We start from the raw sequence: 18,035 nt of genomic DNA, 5'->3' as shown, positions 1-18,035 counted from the left end.
ACCTGCTTTCGACATGCCAAAGAAACGTCTGCTCCTCATCTGCGCTGCGCTCGCCGTGTCGTTCGCGGGCTGCACGGCAGTCCGCCCGGACTACGCGGCACGCGTCGCGACGGGCACCACCGCCCACGATGTCTGCTCGGAAACATTCGTGAGCGGCCAGCAGCCCGACGACATCTTCGCCGAAACGCTCGCGTCGCGGCCGGGCTTCGGCTGGATCGCACCACTGATCCGCTATCGCGTGGACCGCGGGCGCCGCGAAGTCAGCGCGAGCCTCGCGGGCGCGTTCACCAGCCGCGCCGTCTATCGCGGCGCGTGGGGCTGCATGCTTGTGAAGAGCGACGCCGCTTCGATCGCGCCACCGCAACCGCTGCCCGCAGTAAGCGACACGCCGCTGCCCGTCGCGCAGGATCCGTCTCCCGCCATGTCGCGCGCGCTCGATGCGGCCTTTGCGGAAAGCGATCCACGCGCGCCGCGCCGGACCAAGGCCGTCGCCGTACTGTATCGCGGCGAGCTGATCGGCGAACGCTACGCGCCGGGCTACGGTCCCGACACACCGATCCTCGGCTTTTCCATCAGCAAGTCCGTGACGAACGCGCTCGTCGGCGTCCTGGTCCGCGAAGGCAAGCTTCGTGTCGATATGCCGGTGCCGCTCGACAACGGATCCGGCGCATCGATACCGCTCGAAGACTTCATGCGGATGACGAGCGGGCTCGACATCGACGAAACCGGCAGCGGTTTCGACCCGTCGAATCAGGTGATGTACGTGCACACGGACGACATGGCCGCCGCCACCCGCCGCACGCGTGCGATCACCGCGCCAGGGCAGCGCTGGGCGTACAGCAGCGCAAGCGTGCATCTCGTCGCGCGCATCGTGCGCGACGCCGTCGGCGGCAATGCCGCCACCGTCCAGCGCTTCGCGCACGACGCGCTGTTCGCGCCGCTCGGCATGCAGCACGTGACGATGGAGATGGACGAGACCGGCACGCCGATCGGTGCGCACTACATGCTCGCGTCCACGCGTGACTGGGCACGCTTCGGCGCGCTGTATCTGAATGACGGCGTCGCACCGGACGGCCGGCGGCTCCTGCCACAGAACTGGGTGCGGTGGTCGACGACGCCGACGCTCGCGACGGACTACGGCGCCGGCTGGTGGGTCAACCACCACGATCGCGCGAGTGACAAGCCGGTCGGCGACATGCCGCTGATGCCGGACGCGCCCGCCGATACGTTCTACGCGCTCGGCAACCTCGGACAGTACGTGATCGTCGTACCATCGAAGCAGCTCGTGATCGTGCGGCTCGGAAATGCGCAGACCCACGACTTCGACATCGACGGTGCGAACCGTCTCGTCAAGGACGTCATCGACGCGTTGCCAGGAGCGGCGTCGTGACGCCGGCCCGCTCCGACGCGTTGCCGCAGGCTCTTTGCCCGTGGCGTGCGCCGCGTGTCCGCGCGCTCGCCGTCGCGGCCGTACTCGCGCTGTCGGCATGCCATCGCGAGCAGGCTTCCGCACCGGCGCCGCGCGCCGTCATCGCCACCACCGTGCGGGCCGACGCTGCCGCAGCCCGCGTGTCGCTGCCCGCCGTGGTACAGGCTCGCTACTCGACGCCGCTGTCGTTCCGTATCGCCGGCAAGATCGTCGAGCGGCGCGCGCGGCTCGGCGACGCGGTGCGCGCGGGTGATGTCATCGCGCGGCTCGACCCGTCCGATGCGCAAGCGAGTGTCGGCAGTGCATGGGCGCAATACGACGCCGCGCGACACCGTGCCGAATACGCGAAGACCCAGCTCGACCGCGACACCCTCCAGGCGCACGCCAGCCTGATCACGGCTGCCCAGCTGGAGCAGTCCCAGGACACCCGGGTGGCGAGCGCCGCGCAACGCGATGCGGCCGCGCAGCAGTTGATGCTGGCCCGCAATCAATTGCGCTACACGACGCTCGTCGCCGATCACGCGGGCGTGATCACCAGCGAAGATGCCGACACCGGACAAAACGTGTCGCCCGGACAAAGCGTCTACCGGCTCGCGTGGAGCGGTGACCTCGACGTCGTCTGCGACGTGCCCGAAAGCCGCCTCGCGTCGCTACCGGTCGGGCGCGCGGTCGAGGTCGCATTGGCGTCGCAGCCCGGCCGGCGCTACACAGGCCGCGTGCGCGAGATCGCGCCGGCAGCCGATCCACAAAGCCGCACCTATCGCGTCAAGATGACGCTAGACAAACCCGACGATGTGGTTCGGATCGGCATGACGGCCAAAGTCGGGTTCGACGCCGGCGCGCCGAACGACGCGGCTGGGACGGTGACGCTACCCGCGACCGCGCTGTTCCATGCCGGCAGCGAGACGGCGGTCTGGATCGTCCGTGGCGACGACACGCTCGAGCTGCGTCGCGTGACGGTGTCACGCTTCGACGCCCTGTCGATCGCCGTGTCGGCCGGCCTGCGCGACGGCGATCGCGTCGTGCTGCAAGGCGTCCATACCGTCGGGCCGGGCGAGAAAGTGCGCATCGTTGCGCCGCTGCATCCGGAGGATTTCGCATCATGACCCATGTCGCGCGCGCGATACTTCGCCCGGAGGGCCGGCTCAACCTGTCCGCATGGACGCTGCGGCACAAATCGCTCGCGATTTTCCTGATCGTGGTGGCCACGCTCGCCGGCATCCTGTCGTACACCCGCCTCGGACAATCGGAAGACCCGCCCTACACATTCCGGATGATGGTGGTTCGCACGCTCTGGCCGGGCGCCACTGCGCGGCAGGTGCAGGAGCAGATCTCCGACCGGATTGCGCGCAAGCTGCAGGAAACGCCTGCGCTCGACTTCTTGCGCAGCTATTCCCGCCCTGGCGAATCGATGATTTTTTTTGTCCTTAAAGATTCGGAGTCCGTCACACATTTGCAACAGACCTGGTATCAGGTGCGCAAGAAGGTCGGCGACGTCGCGGCGACGCTGCCGGCCGGTGTTCAGGGGCCATTCTTCAACGACGAGTTCGGCGACGTGTACACCAATATCTACACGCTCGAAGGAGACGGCTTCTCGCCCGCGCAGCTGCACGACTACGCGGAGGTGCTGCGCGCGTCGCTGCTGCGTGTTCCCGGCATCGCCAAGGTCGACTATTTCGGCGATCCGGGCCAGCACGTCTACATCGAGATTCCGAACGCGCTGATGACGCAGCTCGGCGCGACACCGCAGCAGATCGGACAGGCGATCAATTCGCAGAATGCCATCGCACCCGCGGGTGTCGTGACGACCGGGATGGACCGCGTATACGTGCGGCCGAGCGGCCAGTACCCGAACGTCGCCGCGATCGCCGACACGCCACTGCGAATCAACGGCCACACGTTCAGGCTCGGCGACGTCGCGACGATCACGCGCGGCTACGACGATCCACCCGTCACACAGGTACGCGCGAACGGCAAAGCCGTGCTCGCGATCGGCGTCACGATGCAGCCGGGTGGCGACGTGATCCGGTTTGGCAAAGCGCTCGACGCCGAGGGAAAAACGCTGCGGGCGCAACTTCCGGCCGGCCTCAAGCTGACCGAGGTCTCGAGCATGCCGCGCACGGTATCGCATTCGGTCGATGACTTCCTGGAGGCCGTCGCGGAAGCCGTCGCGATCGTGCTGGTCGTGAGCCTCGTGTCGCTCGGCCTGCGCACCGGGATGGTCGTCGTGATCTCGATTCCAGTCGTGCTCGCCATCACCGCCCTCTTCATGTACCTGTTCGACATCGGCCTGCACAAGGTGTCGCTCGGCACACTCGTCCTGTCGCTCGGCCTGCTCGTCGACGACGCGATCATCGCGGTCGAGATGATGGCCGTGAAGCTCGAACAGGGCTACGACCGCGCGAGCGCCGCCGCGTTCGCTTATACCAGCACCGCGTTTCCGATGCTGACGGGCACGCTCGTCACGGTATCCGGCTTCCTGCCGATCGCGCTCGCGAAATCGAGCACTGGTGAATACACGCGCTCGATCTTCGAGGTGTCGGCCATCACACTGATCACGTCGTGGTTCGCCGCGGTCGTGCTGATTCCGCTTCTCGGCCACGAACTGCTGCCGAAGCCGCGCGCATGCGCCGCCGGCTCGCCGCAGGCCGATGTCTACGACACACCGTTCTACCGCCGCCTCACAGGCTGGGTTGCATGGTGCGTCCAGCACCGGATCGCGGTACTGGGCGCCACCGTCGCGCTGTTCGTCATCGCGCTTGCCGGCTTCTCGCTCGTGCCGCGGCAGTTTTTCCCCAGCTCGGACCGCCTCGAACTTCTCGTCGATCTGCGGCTGCCGGAAGGGGCATCGTTCGCCGCGACGCTGCGCGAGGCGAAGCGCCTCGAAGTGGCGCTCAAAGGCCGACCGGAAATCGATCACTACGTCGATTACGTCGGCACCGGCGCACCGCGCTTCTATCTGCCGCTCAATCAGCAGCTTGCGACGCCGAATTTCGCACAGTTCGTGATCAACACCCGGTCGCCCGACGATCGCGAAAAGCTCGCCCGATGGTTGCGCCCGATGCTGGCGAATGCGTTTCCGATGGCCCGCACACGTGTCGCGCCGCTCGAAAACGGTCCACCCGTCGGGTTTCCGGTGCAATTTCGCGTACGTGGCGACGATGTCGCGAAGGTGCACGAGGTCGCCGAGCAGGTCGCGGCGACGATGCGCGCCGATGCGCGGACGACCAATGTGCAGCTCGACTGGAACGAACCGTCGGAGCGCTCGCTGTCGTTCCAGGTCGACCAGAGCAAGGCTCGCGACGCGGGCGTCACGTCGGAAGACGTCGCGAGCTTCCTCGCAATGACGCTGTCGGGATATACCGCGACTCAGTATCGCGAGCGCGACAAGCTGATCAGCGTCGACTTGCGCGCGCCGCCGGGCGACCGCGCCGATCCGGCCGGCCTCGCCGACCTGGCGATGCCGACGGCCAGCGGTCCGGTGCCGCTCGGTTCGCTCGGACAGTGGAAGAACACTTTGGAATATGGCGTGATCTGGGAACGCAACCGGCAGCCGACACTGATCGTGCAATCGGACGTGCGCGGCGACGCGCAAGCGATTGCGGTGACCCGCGCGCTCGATCGGGCGCTCCAGCCGCTGCGTGCAACGCTTCCGCTCGGCTACCGGATCGAGATCGGCGGCTCGGTCGAGGAGAGCGCAAAGGGGCAGGCGGCGATCGACGCCCAGATCCCGCTGACGATCGTCATCGTACTCACGCTGCTGATGTTGCAGCTGCAACGCTTCTCGCGCGTGGTGATGGTGTTGCTGACCGCACCGCTCGGCATGATCGGCGTCGTCGCAACACTGCTTGCGCTCGGCAAGCCGTTTGGCTTCGTCGCGATGCTCGGCGTCATCGCCATGTTCGGGATCATCATGCGCAATTCGCTGATTCTCGTCGATCAGATCGAGCAGGATATCGCGAGCGGGAAACGTCGGACCGACGCGATCGTCGGTGCGACCGTACGGCGTTTCCGGCCGATCACGCTGACCGCCGCCGCCGCCGTGCTCGCGCTGATCCCGTTGCTGCGGTCGAACTTCTTCGGGCCGATGGCGGCCGCGCTGATGGGCGGCATCGGCAGCGCCACCGTCCTTACGCTGTTCTTCCTCCCGGCGTGGTGCGCGCTGTCGCTCAGAGCCGGCCGCGACGAGCGCGGCAGCCAACGTCCCCACACCCTTTCCGGGATCGATCATGAACCCGTTGCCTGATCGCATGCCGATGAGCTTGATTTCCCGGCTGCGGACCGGGTTCTCCGCCTGTGCGACCGCGGCGCTCGCGTCCTGTGCGCTCGCGCCCGACGGCGAGCCGCCACGCATGGCATTGCCCGCGCACTACGGCGTCGCCCCCCAGCCGGGGCATACCGTCGACGCGCAGGGCGTCGCGCAACACTTCGAGATCGGGGCCGCACCGGTACCGCAATGGTGGAAGCGCTACGGATCGGATGTGCTCGATGCGCTCGTCGACGAAGGACTGCACAACAGCCCGACGCTCGCCGCGGCCGAGAAAGCGCTTGCCGCCGCGCAAGCGCAACTGCGCGCGCAGATCGGCAACTCGATCTTTCCGTCCGTCAACGCGTACGGGCAAGCCGATCGCGAGCGCAATCTCGGACAGCCGAACGGCGGACCAAAAACGCTCGTCTACAACGTCTTCGCTGGACAGTTGCAGGTCAACTACACGTTCGACCTGTTTGGGGCAATGCGCTTCGCGAACGGCGCGCAAGCATCACGCGTGAATCTCCAGGCGTATCAGGCGGACGCAGCGAGACGCGCGCTTGCCGCCAATATCGTGATCGGCGTGATCAACATCGCCTCACTCAGCGAACAGATCGAGATGAGCCAGCGCATCGTCGCACTCTCGGCCGACGATGCGCGGGAGGCAGATCAGCGCCTTGCGCTCGGCGCATCGACCCGCGCCGACGCGGCCGCCGCGCACCAAAACGTGGCGGTGCTGGCATCACATCTGCCTGGGCTGCTGCACGAACGGTCGGCTGCACGTCACACCCTCGCGGTGCTGCTCGGCCGCACGCCCGAAGCGGCACCGCCAGACTTGACGCTCGCTGCACTGCGGCTACCGCGCGACGTGCCGGTCGTCGTACCGTCCGAGCTGCTGCGCACACGCCCGGACATCCTGGCGACCGCCGCAGCACTGCAAGCGGCGGCAGCCGATGTCGGCGTCGCGACCGCACGGTTGTACCCGAGCCTGTCACTGACTGCGGCGCTCGCGCAAGGCGGCTTCACGTGGTCGCTTGCAACCGGGGGAGCGGGCAAGCTGTGGAGCATAGCGGGTACGCTGACACAACCCATCTTCAATGGCGGCGCGTTGCGTGCCCAGCGACGCGCCGCACTCGACACGTACGAGGCGGCAGCCGCCCAGTACCAGGCGACCGTTCTCTCGGCTTTCCAGGACGTAGCCACCATGCTTGACGCGCTCGAGCAAGACGCGGTGGCGCTCGACGCGGCGGTGCGCGCCACGACGGCCGCGCACGACGGTTTCGACGACACGGCCGCGCGCCAGCGATTAGGAAACGCGACGCCTGCCGCAACCCGAGCCGCCGAGGCACGCTTTTTACAATCGCGGATCGACGAGCTGCGATTTACGAGCACTCGGCTCGCGGACACGGCGACGCTGTTTCAGGCGATGGGGCAACCGCCCGATGAGACAAGAGGCACTCCTCGCTAAGATCATTGTCCGAATCGTGAAAAGTGATGTTTTTGTCGAGAAGATTCTTATCCATCAAGGCGTTGCATGATAGCGGGTTCAGCCAAGCGTCACGTCGACGCATCGCGGCTCCGACGGTGTCATGACGAGCTCGCCAATGTGCGCCGCGTCGCACAGATCGCCCCGCGCTTGCTGCAGTGAAGCGAGGCGTTGCGCCGTATCGCCGACCCGGACGACTGACACAGCCGCCTTCATCGACACTTTCGCGTCCGACTTTGCCCGGCGGATTTCGCGCAACACGTCGGACACGACGGCGACAAGCGCGCTGTCGGCGCCTGCGCCAGCCAGCACCTCGAGCGACTCCGCCGAGGGCCACGCCGAACGATGGACCGATCCCGGCTGCCACCACGACCAGCACTCTTCGGCGGCAAATGGCAGGAACGGCGCGAACAAGCGCTGCAACACCGACAGGGAAGCCGCGAGCGCACGATGCGCGGAAGCAGCGCGCGCATCGTCTCCTCGTGCGCGGCGCTTCACGAGCTCCACATAGTCGTCGCAGTACCACCAGAAAAAGGCCTCGACATGCGCCAGCGCCTTGCTGTAATCGAGTGCCTCGAAGGCCTCTGTCGCGAGCGTCACGATTTCGGCGAGACGCGCGAGCATCGCCCGATCGAGTGCCTCGGCAGGCGGCGCGTCCTGTGGCTCGCCGAAGCCGAGCACGAACCGGGAGACATTCAGCAGTTTGAGCGCGAGACGTCGGCCATTGCGCATCTGCGTTTCGTCGAACGCGGCGTCCATGCCCGGGCGTCCCAGCGCGGCCCAGTAACGGACGCCATCCGAACCATGGGTGTCCAGCAACGCGGTGGGCGTCACCACGTTGCCCTTCGACTTCGACATTTTCTTGCGGTCCGGATCGAGGATCCAGCCGGACAGCATCGCATGCGTCCACGGCAACTGCGCGCTCTCCAGATGGGAGCGCACGACCGTCGAGAACAGCCAGGTCCGGATGATGTCGTGCGCCTGCGGGCGCAGGTCCATCGGAAACACGCGTTCGAAGCATCCGTCCGGTTCGCCCCACGCGGCGGCAATCTGTGGCGTGAGCGAACTGGTCGCCCACGTATCCATCACGTCGCTTTCGCCGACGAAGCCGCCCGGCTGGCCGCGCTGATCCTCGCGATAGCCGGGCGGAACAGCGGCTTGCGGATCGACGGGCAGCGCCGCTTCGTCGGGCCGGATCGGGGCGCCGTAATCGGGCTGGCTCTCCGCGTCGAGTGGATACCACAGCGGAATCGGCACGCCGAACACGCGCTGACGGCTGATCAGCCAGTCGCCATTCAAGCCGCTCACCCAGTTCGCATAGCGGCTGCCCATGAATGGCGGATGCCACTGAAGCCCGGCGCCGCGCGCGAGCAACGCATCGCGCAGCGATGCATCGCGTCCGCCGTTACGCAGATACCACTGGCGCGTCGCGACGATCTCCAACGGCCGATCGCCTTTCTCGAAGAACTTGACCGCGTGCCTGATCGGGCGCGGCGTGCCGATCAGGCAGCCGGCCGACGCAAGCTGAACGGCAATCTCGCGGCGCGCGTCGGGTAGCGGCCTGCCCGCGATGCGCGCATACGCGCGGCTGCCTTCGGCCGAAGCGAGCCATGCAGGCGTATCTTCGCGCAGGCGGCCATCCTCGCGAACGATCGCACGCGTCGGCAGTGCAAGTTCGCGCCACCAGACCACGTCGGTCAGATCGCCGAACGTGCACACCATCGCGATGCCCGAGCCTTTGCCGGGATCGGCTAGCGCATGGGTCATCACAGGAACGTCGAACCCGAACAGCGGGCAGCGCACACGCGTGCCGGCGATTGCGCGAAACCGCGCATCATCGGGATGCACGACGAGTGCGACGCATGCGGCGAGCAGTTCGGGCCGGGTGGTGGACACGATCACGTCCTGGCCGTCCGCATCGATGAACCGGAGGTCATGCCACGCGCCGTCGATCTCGCGATCTTCGAGTTCCGCCTGGGCCACCGCGGTCTGGAACGTGACGTCCCACAGGCACGGGGCTTCCTGCTGATAGAGCTCCCCGCGCTGCAGATTGCGCAGAAGCGCACGCTGGCTGATGCGCTGCGCGCGCGTATCGATCGTCGCGTAGTTGAGATCCCAGTCGACCGAGATGCCGAGCCGCACGAACAGCGCGCGAAACGCTGCCTCGTCGATGGCGGTCAACTGGTGGCATAGCTCGATGAAATTGCGGCGGCTGATCCGCGTGAACGATGCACGCTGTGTCGGCACCGGATCCGGTGCCCGAAAATCCGGCTCGTAGCGCACATGCGAATCGCACACGACGCCATAAAAATTCTCCACGCGGCGCTCGGTCGGCAGCCCATTGTCATCCCATCCCATCGGATAGAACACGGTCTTGCCGGTCATGCGCTGGAAGCGCGCGATGATGTCCGTGTGCGTGTAGCTGAACACGTGGCCGACGTGCAGCGAGCCGGACACGGTGGGCGGCGGGGTGTCGATCGAATACACCGATTCGCGCGTGGCGGTGCTGTCGAACGCATAAATGCGCCGGGTTTCCCAGCGGGCGCTCCATTTCGCCTCGATTCCTTCGAGTCCTGGCTTCTCCGGAATAGCGCGGCTGACGAGCGGTGTCGTTGCTTGAGACATGATGAGCATTTCCCTTTTTTGTCGGTATGGTAAGCAGCCGGATGGCGCGGAACAGGCGCGCAGCACGCGCTGTGCCCGCCGCAATCCATGCGATCGGTGACGAGCAAACAGCCCTGTTCGACGGCGCTAATGGCGGCCCGATACGGCCGCGTGACGGTCGGCCGGCCGGCATGGGCAAGCAGGCCGGGTTGCAAGAGCACGGCGACCAACAGCGCGAATATCCGGCGGTCGGGGCTCGCGCGGGCCGAGCGGACCGACTGCGACGAAACAAGAAATGTCGCGGGAAATGAAACGGAAAACGACGCGGGAAATGCGTGAGAACGAAGCGCGGGAATGAAGCACGAAGCCGTTGCGCGCGGCGGCGCAAGCGCTCGGGGAGGGGGAAGCGTTTGAAGGTGTGGCTGTCGAGACGATCAGCGCGGCGTTACGTTTAACGGTGACATAGCATCCTCCATGGGTAAGGGGAACGGGCATCCGTTCTTGTAGAACGAATGCCAACTTATAGACGATTGTGGAAATCGCCGCAATACCCATCGTTGCCCGCGCCTTCCGTGGAATGTCATCGACGAATGACGCACGAAACGCCGCTAACGTCTACGACCGCCCCCCCTCACTCGACATTGTCCGCGACGTCGGTCATCCGGATCATGTGCGGCTTCACGGCATCGCTGCCCTCCGCACCGGCGACGTCCTTCGGATGGATCAGCGCCTCGAGCCGCGCCTTCGTCGCGATGAACTCCGGCGTATTGAACTGCGAGTCGCCGCGAGGGCGCGGCACGGGCACTTCGATCAGCTCCTGCACTTCGCCGGGGTTCGCCTTCAGCACGAGAATCCGGTCCGCGAGGAAGATCGCCTCGTCGAGATCGTGCGTGATGAACAGGATCGTGATGTCGATGTTGCGCCAGATGTCGAGCAGATGAGTCTGCATCTTCGCGCGGGTCTGCGCGTCGAGTGCGCCGAATGGCTCGTCCATCAGCAGGATGCGCGGCCGGTTCGCGAGCGCGCGCGCGATCGCGACGCGCTGCTTCATCCCGCCTGACAGTTGATGCGGATACATGTCCGCGAAGCGCGTGAGCCCGACGAGATCGAGCCACTGCAGCGCTTCGCGTTCGGCCTGGCCACTGCTGCTGCCGTTCATCTTCAGGCCGAACATCACGTTCTTCTTCACGGTCAGCCACGGAAACAGCGTATAGCCCTGGAACACCATCCCGCGGTCGGCGCCCGGCCCCTGCGCGGGCTTGCCGTCGAGCAGCACGTCGCCGCTGGTCTGCGATTCGAGCCCGGCCAGGATGCGGATCAGCGTCGACTTGCCGCATCCGGACGGTCCGATCACGCAAACGAATTCGCGCCGGTGCGTACGGAAGCTGATGTCGCTCAACGCGACGCATTCGCCCTGCGGCGTGCGGAAGCGCTTGCCGAGATGGCGCACGTCGAGAATCACGTCGCGCGCCTTCAGGCGCGCGAAGCGCTCGCGCACCGCGTCGGACTGGATCAGGTAATCGGGAATGAAGTGCGGATTCTGCATGATGGCCTCTGCGGAAATCGTTCGAAAGATCGTCGTCGAAGACCGTCACGCCTTCAGCGTGCGATCCCACGGAAACAGCTTGCGGCCGAGCAGCGCGAGCACGATGTCGGTGCCGAGGCCGATGATCCCGATCATCAGGATCGCCGCATACACGTTGTCGAAATGCTGGTAGCGCGCCTGCTGGCTGATGTACCACGTGATGCCCGAGCTCGTGCCGACCAGCTCGGCGACGATCAGGTAAGTCCACGCCCAGCCGAGCAGGATCCGCTGGTCGCGGTACAGGTCAGGCAGGATGCCGGGAATCACGACGTGGGAAATCAGCTTCAGCTTCTTCGTGCCGAGCGTCATCGCGGCTTCAAACAGCCCGAATTCGAGCTTGCGCGTCGTGTTCGCGACGATCAGCACCTGCTGGAAGAACGTGCCGATCACGATGATCGCGATCTTGGGCGCGTCGTAGATGCCGAGGATCGCGACCATCAGCGCGCCGAACGCGGGCGCGGGCAGATAGCGGAAGAACTCGAAGAACGGCTCCTGCAGCCGCGCGAGTGCACTGAAGGTGCCGCACACGATGCCGACCGGCACGCCGATCGCCGACGAAATCACGAAGCCCCAGAAGATGATGCGGATGCTGTGCCACAGGCTCTCGTGCAGCCACACGCCTTCGCGCGATGCGGGCGGCGTGGTGAACGCGGTAAAGAACGCGCGCAGCACCTGATGCGGCGCGGGCAGGTAAACAGGGTTCGCGCGCTCGCCTTCCGGCACGGCCGCATGCGTCGCGCGCGCGTGCTCGAGCTCGTCGTCGAACACATCGCGATCGACCTGCATGCCGGTCTGGAAGTAGTCGACGCTGCCCGGGTTCGTGATGCGCACCTGCGGGTGCCAGACGAATGGCGCGTAGCTGAGCACGCACCAGACGGCGAGCGGCAGCAGGAAAGACGCGACGCCGAGCGTCCATTTGCCGCGCGTCGACAGCTCGCGGCGCACCGCGAGCCATTCGGTCGTATTGCGGGTCACTGACATGGTGAATCTCCGTATCGTGTTGCATGCCTGTCGCGCCAGCGCGGGATGGGGTCTCGCCGCGCGCGACCGGGCGTTCATCGCGGTGTGCCGTTCGTGCCGTTCGTGCCGTTCGCACGGTAGGCGCGCCAGCCGCCGAAGCGCGTGATGTCCTCCGCTCCGTCGAGCGCCGCGCTCTCGCACAGGAAACCCTGCACCTGCGTGCCGTCAGCGAGCGTCAGCGTGCCGATGCCGAGCGGCGCCGCAATGCCGGCGACGAAACTGCCATAGGCAACGATCGGCACCTCCCAGATCTCGACCGCGATCGCGGCCCCACGTTCGGGCACGCGCACGAGGCCGGGTTTGGCGACGCCGCCCGACGCGGCCGCGCTCAACGCGTAAAGGCGGTAGATCGGCGCCGTCGTCGTCGCGGCAACGAAGCGCCCGCCGCGGTGCGTGAGCTGCCCGTTCAGTGGCTCGCCGCGCAGGTGAGCGCCGACCACGGCCACCCGCACGACGCCGAACGGCGCGGCGAGCGTCGGTGCAGCCGCGCCATGGCTTCGGTTATCGCGAGCATCGGGTTCGCCGTCCGCATCGGCGAAGGCACCGGCGAACGTGTCGGCATCACTCGCGCGCAACGCAGCGCTGTCGCCCGCGACGCCGCCGCGTTCGCGCGCCTCCCCCCATGCTTCGGCGAGATCGATCAGCATCGCGTCGTCATGCGCGCGGCCAACGAACGTGATCCCGAACGGCAGGCCCGCATGGCGCCCCGTCACACAGACACCTGCCGGCACCGCGATTGCCGACAGGTCGAGCAGGTTCACGAAATTCGTGTAATAGCCGAAGCGCGAATTGACGCCGATCGGATCGGCTTCCAGTTCGTCGACGGTCGCGGTCGTGGCCGACGTCGGCATCACGATCGCGTCGATGCCGTCCCACGCGCGGCCGGCCTCGACGCGCAGCGCGGCGAGCCGGTCGAACGCCGCGAACGCGTCGGCAGCGCTGAAGCGCGATGCGCCACCCACGATCTCGCGGATCACCGGATGCAGCGCATCGGGCTGCCGCGCGAAGAACGCGCCGATCGCAGCGAGCCGCTCGGCAACCCACGGACCTTCATACAGCAGCCGCGCCGTCGCGAAGAACGCGCTGAAGTCGATCTCGACGATCTGCGCGCCGGTCGCGCGCAGCTGCTCGAGCGTCGCCCGCCACGCCGCACGGTACGATTCGTCGCCGAAGAATTCGAGCTGGTCGGCGCGCGGCATGCCGAAGCGCATGCGGCCGAGCGGCGGCGCGTGCCGCGCGCGGCTGCCGTCCGCATCCAGCAGCGGTTGCCACTCGCGTCCGTACGGATCGCCTTCCGTCACGCCGTGCGCGACCGCGAACACCCTCCGCGCGTCGGCCGGCGAATGCGCGAATACGGACACGCAATCGAGCGACCGGCAGGCCGGCACGACGCCGAGCGTGCTCAGCACGCCCTTGGTCGGCTTGAGACCGACGAGCCCGTGAAACGCGGCCGGCACGCGACCCGAGCCGGCCGTGTCGGTGCCGAGCGAGAACGCGGCGACGCCGAGCGCGACGGCCACGGCCGACCCCGAACTCGATCCGCCCGACGCGTAGCGCGGGTCGAGCGCGTTGCGGCACGCGCCGTACGGCGAGCGCTGCCCCGACAGCCCGGTCGCGAACTGGTCGAGATTGGTCTTGCCGACCGGAATCGCACCGGCCGCGATCAGTCGCTCGACGACGGGCGCGCTGCGCGAAGGCGTGTACGCGTAGGCGGGGCACGCGGCCGTGGTCGGAATGCCGGCCAGGTCGATGTTGTCCTTGATCGCGAACGGCACGCCGTAAAGCGGCAGCGTCGCGATGTCGCGTCCGGTCAGCGCGTCCGCGTATTGCCTCATCTCGTCGCGCGTCAGCGGCCGGATCCACGCATGATGCGGATCGCCCGCGTCGAACTGCGCGGCGATCGCGTCGACGAGCGCGTGCGGCGTCAGGCTGCCCGCTTCGTAGCGCGCGCGCAGCGCCGCAATCGAGCGAATGTCGAGCATCGGAAGACGGTCGTGCGTGCTCATGCGACCTCCTCGGCGGCGCCTGCCTTCATCACCATCAGCCGCTGCCCGGCGACGACCGCCGCGCCCGGTGCGCAGTCGATCGTCTCGATCACGCCGTCTTCGATTGCCACCACCGCCACCTCCATCTTCATCGATTCGAGAATCGCGACGACCTGCCCTTCGGTCACGCGCGCGCCGGCATCGACCAGCACCTTCCACACGCTGCCCGACACGTCGGCGGTAATGCCGCGCTGCGCGTCGGTGAGCGCGCCGTCCGCGGCTGCTGCGGCTGCGTCGCCCTGCCCCGCTTCGCCGACATACTCGGCCTGCCCGGCCGCCCGCCAGCGTTCGCGTTCGGCATCGAACGCGGCCTGCTGCGACGCCTTGAACGCGGCGATCGAATCGGCTTCGTCGAGCAGGAAGCGGTTGTATGCGCCGAGATCGAATTCGGATGCCTCGATCTTCAACCCGGCACGGCCGGCGATGAAATCCGAACGCAACGCCGTCAATTCGGCCTCGCTGACTTCGTAGAACCGGATCTCGTCGAAGAACCTCAGCAGCCACGGCTTGCCGGGCTCGAACTCGCGCGTGGTCCGATGCCGGTTCCACATCTGCACCGTGCGGCCGACGAACTGGTAGCCGCCGGGCCCTTCCATCCCGTACACGCACAGATACGCGCCGCCGATGCCGACCGCGTTCTCGGGCGTCCACGTGCGCGCGGGGTTGTACTTCGTCGTCACGAGCCGGTGGCGCGGATCGAGTGGCGTCGCGACGGGCGCGCCGAGATAGACATCGCCGAGACCCATCACGAGGTAACGCGCGTCGAACACGATGCGCTTCACGTCGTCGATGCAGTCGAGACCGTTGATGCGCCGGATGAACTCGATATTGCTCGGACACCATGGTGCGTCCGGCCGCACCGACTGCATGTAGCGTTCGATCGCGACACGCGTCGACGGGTCGTCCCACGACAGCGGCAGATGCACGATGCGGTTCGGCACGCGCATGTCGGCGACGTCGGGCAGTTCGCGCTCGGCCGCCTGCAGATGCGCGAGCAGTGCGTCGAGCAGCAGCGTGCGCGGGTCGAACTGCACCTGCAGCGAGCGGATGCCCGGTGTGAGGTCGAGCATGCCGGGCAGCCGGTGCGCGTCGAGCCAGCACATCAGCGCATGCACGCGGAATCGCAGGTTCAGGTCGAGCGCGAGCGGGCCGTACTCGATCAGCACGTTGCGGTCGCCCGAACGCCGGTAGACGACGCCGATGCCGTCGCCGGCCGCCGGATCGCGGTACAGCACGCAGTCGTCCGGCACGGCCGCGTTCGACAGAACGGCGGGCGCCGACGGCACGCGCGCGGGCGCCGTGGCCACGCGCGCGAACTGCACGGTATCGCCCGGCCGCAGCTGGCCGAGCTTCCACAGCTCGTCGCGCACGACCGTCACCGGGCACACGAAGCCGCCGAGGCTCGGCCCGTCCGGCCCGAGGATCACCGGCATGTCGCCGGTGAAATCGACCGCACCGATCGCATACGCGTTGTCGTGGATGTTCGACGGATGCAGGCCCGCCTCGCCGCCGTCCGCGCGCGCCCACTGCGGCTTCGGGCCGATCAGGCGCACGCCCGTGCGGCTCGAGTTGTAGTGAACCGTCCAGCGCGTGTCGTACAGCATCGCGATGTCGTCCGCCGTGAAGAAATCCGGCGCGCCGTGCGGGCCGTCGAGCACGCCGAGCGTCCACGCGTGCGTCAGCGCCGGCCGGTCGGCGTCGGCCAGCGTCGCGCCGGCTTCGCCGCACCCCGCGTCCGCATGCAGGTGCAGCACGTCGCCCTTGCGCAGCGCGCGGCCCGCGTGGCCGCCGAACTGGCCGAGCGTGAAGGTCGCCTTGCTGCCGAGATAGTCGGGCACCTGCAGGCCGCCCTTCACCGCGACGCACGCGCGCACGCCGGCGCCCGTCACGCCGCCGAGCTTCAGCACCGCGCCGGGCGCGGCGCGCAGCACCTGCCAGAACGGCGCCGGCGCACCGTCGAGCGTCGCCGCGAGCGGCGCGCCGCCGAGCACGAACAGCGTGGCGGTGTTGAAGCGCAGCGTCGCGCCGACCATCGTGAATTCGAGGCCGGCCGCGTCGCGCGGATTGCCGAGCAGCGCGTTCGCAAGATCGAACGCGCGATCGTCCATCGGCCCGGACGGCGGCACGCCGATGTTCCAGTAGCCGATGCGCCCGGGCGTCTGCTGCACGGTCGTCTGCACGCCGCCGTCGAGCACGTCGATCGTGTGCGGCGCGTAGGCGAAGCGCGCGAGGAATGCAGTGGTCTGCGTGCCGCGCGCGAACGTGTCGGAACCGGCGATCGCACGCAGGTAGTCCAGATTGGTCTCGATCCCGTACAGCTCGGTGCGCTCGAGCGCCGTGCGCAGTGCCGCGAGCGCGTCGCGGCGCGTCTCGCCGCGCACGATCAGCTTCGCGAGCAGCGGATCGTAGTACGCGCTGACCTCGGTGCCGGCGTCGACCCACGTATCGACACGCACCGCGTCAGGAAACACGACGTGCGTGAGCATGCCCGCGCTCGGCTGGAACTGCTTGTGCGGGTCTTCCGCGTACAGCCGCACCTGGATGCTCGCGCCGCACGGTGCAACGGCGAGCGTGTCGAGCGGCGGCAGGTCGCCTTCGGCGTGCAGGATCATCCATTCGACGAGATCGACGCCCGTCACCGCCTCCGTCACGCAATGCTCGACCTGCAGCCGCGTGTTCACCTCGAGGAAGTGGAACCGGCGCGTCGTCACGTCGAACACGAATTCGACGGTGCCGGCCGACGCGTAATCGACCGCGCGCGCGAGCCGCACCGCGCTCGCGTGCAGCGTGTCACGCTCCGCGTCGGTGAGGCCCGGCGCGGGCGTTTCCTCGATCACCTTCTGGTTGCGCCGCTGCACCGAGCAGTCGCGCTCGCCGAGCGCGATCACGCCGCCCTGCCCGTCGCCGAAGATCTGCACCTCGATGTGCCGCGCGTGCTCGACGAATTTCTCGAGATAGACGCCCGCATGCGCGAAGTTCGCGCTGCCGAGCCGCACGACGGACTCGAAGGCCGCCGCGAGCTGTGCGGCATCGCGGCACAGCGACATGCCGATTCCGCCGCCGCCCGCCGTGCTCTTCAGCATCACCGGATAGCCGATCGTGTCCGCTTCGGCGAGCGCCGTCGCGACGTCGGCCAGCAGGCCGGTGCCGGGCAGCAGCGCGACGTCATGTGCGCGAGCGAGCTCGCGTGCGGTGTGCTTGAGGCCGAACGCGCGCATCTGGCCGCCGCGCGGCCCGATGAAGCGCAGGCCGGCCGCTTCGCACGCGTCGGCGAAGCCGGGGTTCTCCGACAGGAAGCCGTAGCCCGGATGCACGGCCTGCGCGCCGGTCGCGCGCGCCGCGTCGAGGATCGCCGCGACATTCAGGTAGCTGTCGGCCGCCGGTGCGGGGCCGACGCACACGGCTTCGTCGGCGAGCATCACATGGCGTGCGTCGCGGTCCGCTTCCGAATAGACCGCGACCGATGCGATGCCGAGCCGCTTCAGCGTGCGGATCACGCGGCACGCGATTTCGCCGCGGTTCGCGACGAGGACTTTTGTGAATCTCATGTTGCCTCCCGCTGGGCCGCCACGTGGCAGGCAACCGCCCCCTTGGGGGGCAGCGAACGATCGTGAGCG

The 18,035-nt window shown here is 67.7% G+C and carries 9 protein-coding genes; 4 read left to right on the top strand and 5 right to left on the bottom strand.

The genetic code is table 11. The features are described 5' to 3' along the window. Positions 1 to 13: 13 nt before the first annotated feature. Genes DID96_RS29155 through DID96_RS29140 form a run of 4 tightly spaced genes read left to right on the top strand, consistent with a single transcriptional unit; the run spans position 14 to position 7,146 of the window. Positions 14 to 1,390 (top strand): serine hydrolase, encoded by a 1,377-nt coding sequence (locus tag DID96_RS29155; RefSeq protein WP_124602695.1) that lies wholly within the window; start codon positions 14 to 16, stop codon positions 1,388 to 1,390. A gap of 20 nt (positions 1,391 to 1,410) precedes the next feature. Beyond that, entirely contained in the window at positions 1,411 to 2,535 is a 1,125-nt protein-coding gene (locus DID96_RS29150; protein ID WP_124602718.1) for an efflux RND transporter periplasmic adaptor subunit, read from the top strand. Beyond that, positions 2,532 to 5,675 carry an efflux RND transporter permease subunit gene (locus DID96_RS29145; protein WP_124602694.1) on the top strand — a complete coding sequence of 1,048 codons (3,144 nt, stop codon included), beginning with the start codon at positions 2,532 to 2,534 and terminating at the stop codon, positions 5,673 to 5,675. The genes DID96_RS29150 and DID96_RS29145 overlap by 4 nt, the downstream gene beginning before the upstream one ends. A gap of 10 nt (positions 5,676 to 5,685) precedes the next feature. Next, positions 5,686 to 7,146: an efflux transporter outer membrane subunit gene (locus DID96_RS29140; RefSeq protein ID WP_260464036.1), complete on the top strand. Its 1,461-nt coding sequence runs from the start codon at positions 5,686 to 5,688 to the stop codon at positions 7,144 to 7,146. Between the two features lie 78 nt (positions 7,147 to 7,224). Here DID96_RS29140 and valS read toward each other — a convergent pair whose 3' ends face one another. From valS to uca, 5 genes are all read right to left on the bottom strand, one after another. Beyond that, the gene (gene valS / locus DID96_RS29135) at positions 7,225 to 9,789 is read right to left on the bottom strand and encodes a valine--tRNA ligase (RefSeq protein WP_221624619.1); all 2,565 of its coding nucleotides are present in this window, start codon (positions 9,787 to 9,789) and stop codon (positions 7,225 to 7,227) included. Positions 9,790 to 10,399: 610 nt separating this feature from the next. After that, positions 10,400 to 11,314, bottom strand: coding sequence for an ABC transporter ATP-binding protein (locus tag DID96_RS29130; protein WP_124602692.1), 915 nt, complete (start codon positions 11,312 to 11,314; stop codon positions 10,400 to 10,402). A 45-nt stretch (positions 11,315 to 11,359) separates the two neighbouring features. After that, entirely contained in the window at positions 11,360 to 12,334 is a 975-nt protein-coding gene (locus tag DID96_RS29125) for an ABC transporter permease (RefSeq protein WP_124602691.1), read from the bottom strand. A 74-nt stretch (positions 12,335 to 12,408) separates the two neighbouring features. Next, positions 12,409 to 14,379 carry an allophanate hydrolase gene (gene atzF, locus DID96_RS29120; protein WP_124602690.1) on the bottom strand — a complete coding sequence of 657 codons (1,971 nt, stop codon included), beginning with the start codon at positions 14,377 to 14,379 and terminating at the stop codon, positions 12,409 to 12,411. Then, positions 14,376 to 17,966: an urea carboxylase gene (gene uca / locus DID96_RS29115; RefSeq protein ID WP_124602689.1), complete on the bottom strand. Its 3,591-nt coding sequence runs from the start codon at positions 17,964 to 17,966 to the stop codon at positions 14,376 to 14,378. The genes atzF and uca overlap by 4 nt, the downstream gene beginning before the upstream one ends. Between the last annotated feature and the right edge of the window lie 69 nt (positions 17,967 to 18,035).

Source organism: Burkholderia sp. Bp8963, from assembly GCF_003854275.1.
In the GTDB taxonomy this organism is placed as follows: domain Bacteria; phylum Pseudomonadota; class Gammaproteobacteria; order Burkholderiales; family Burkholderiaceae; genus Burkholderia.
The sequence above is the reverse complement of the archived record's forward strand: the minus strand, read 5'-3'. Positions and strand labels throughout refer to the sequence as shown.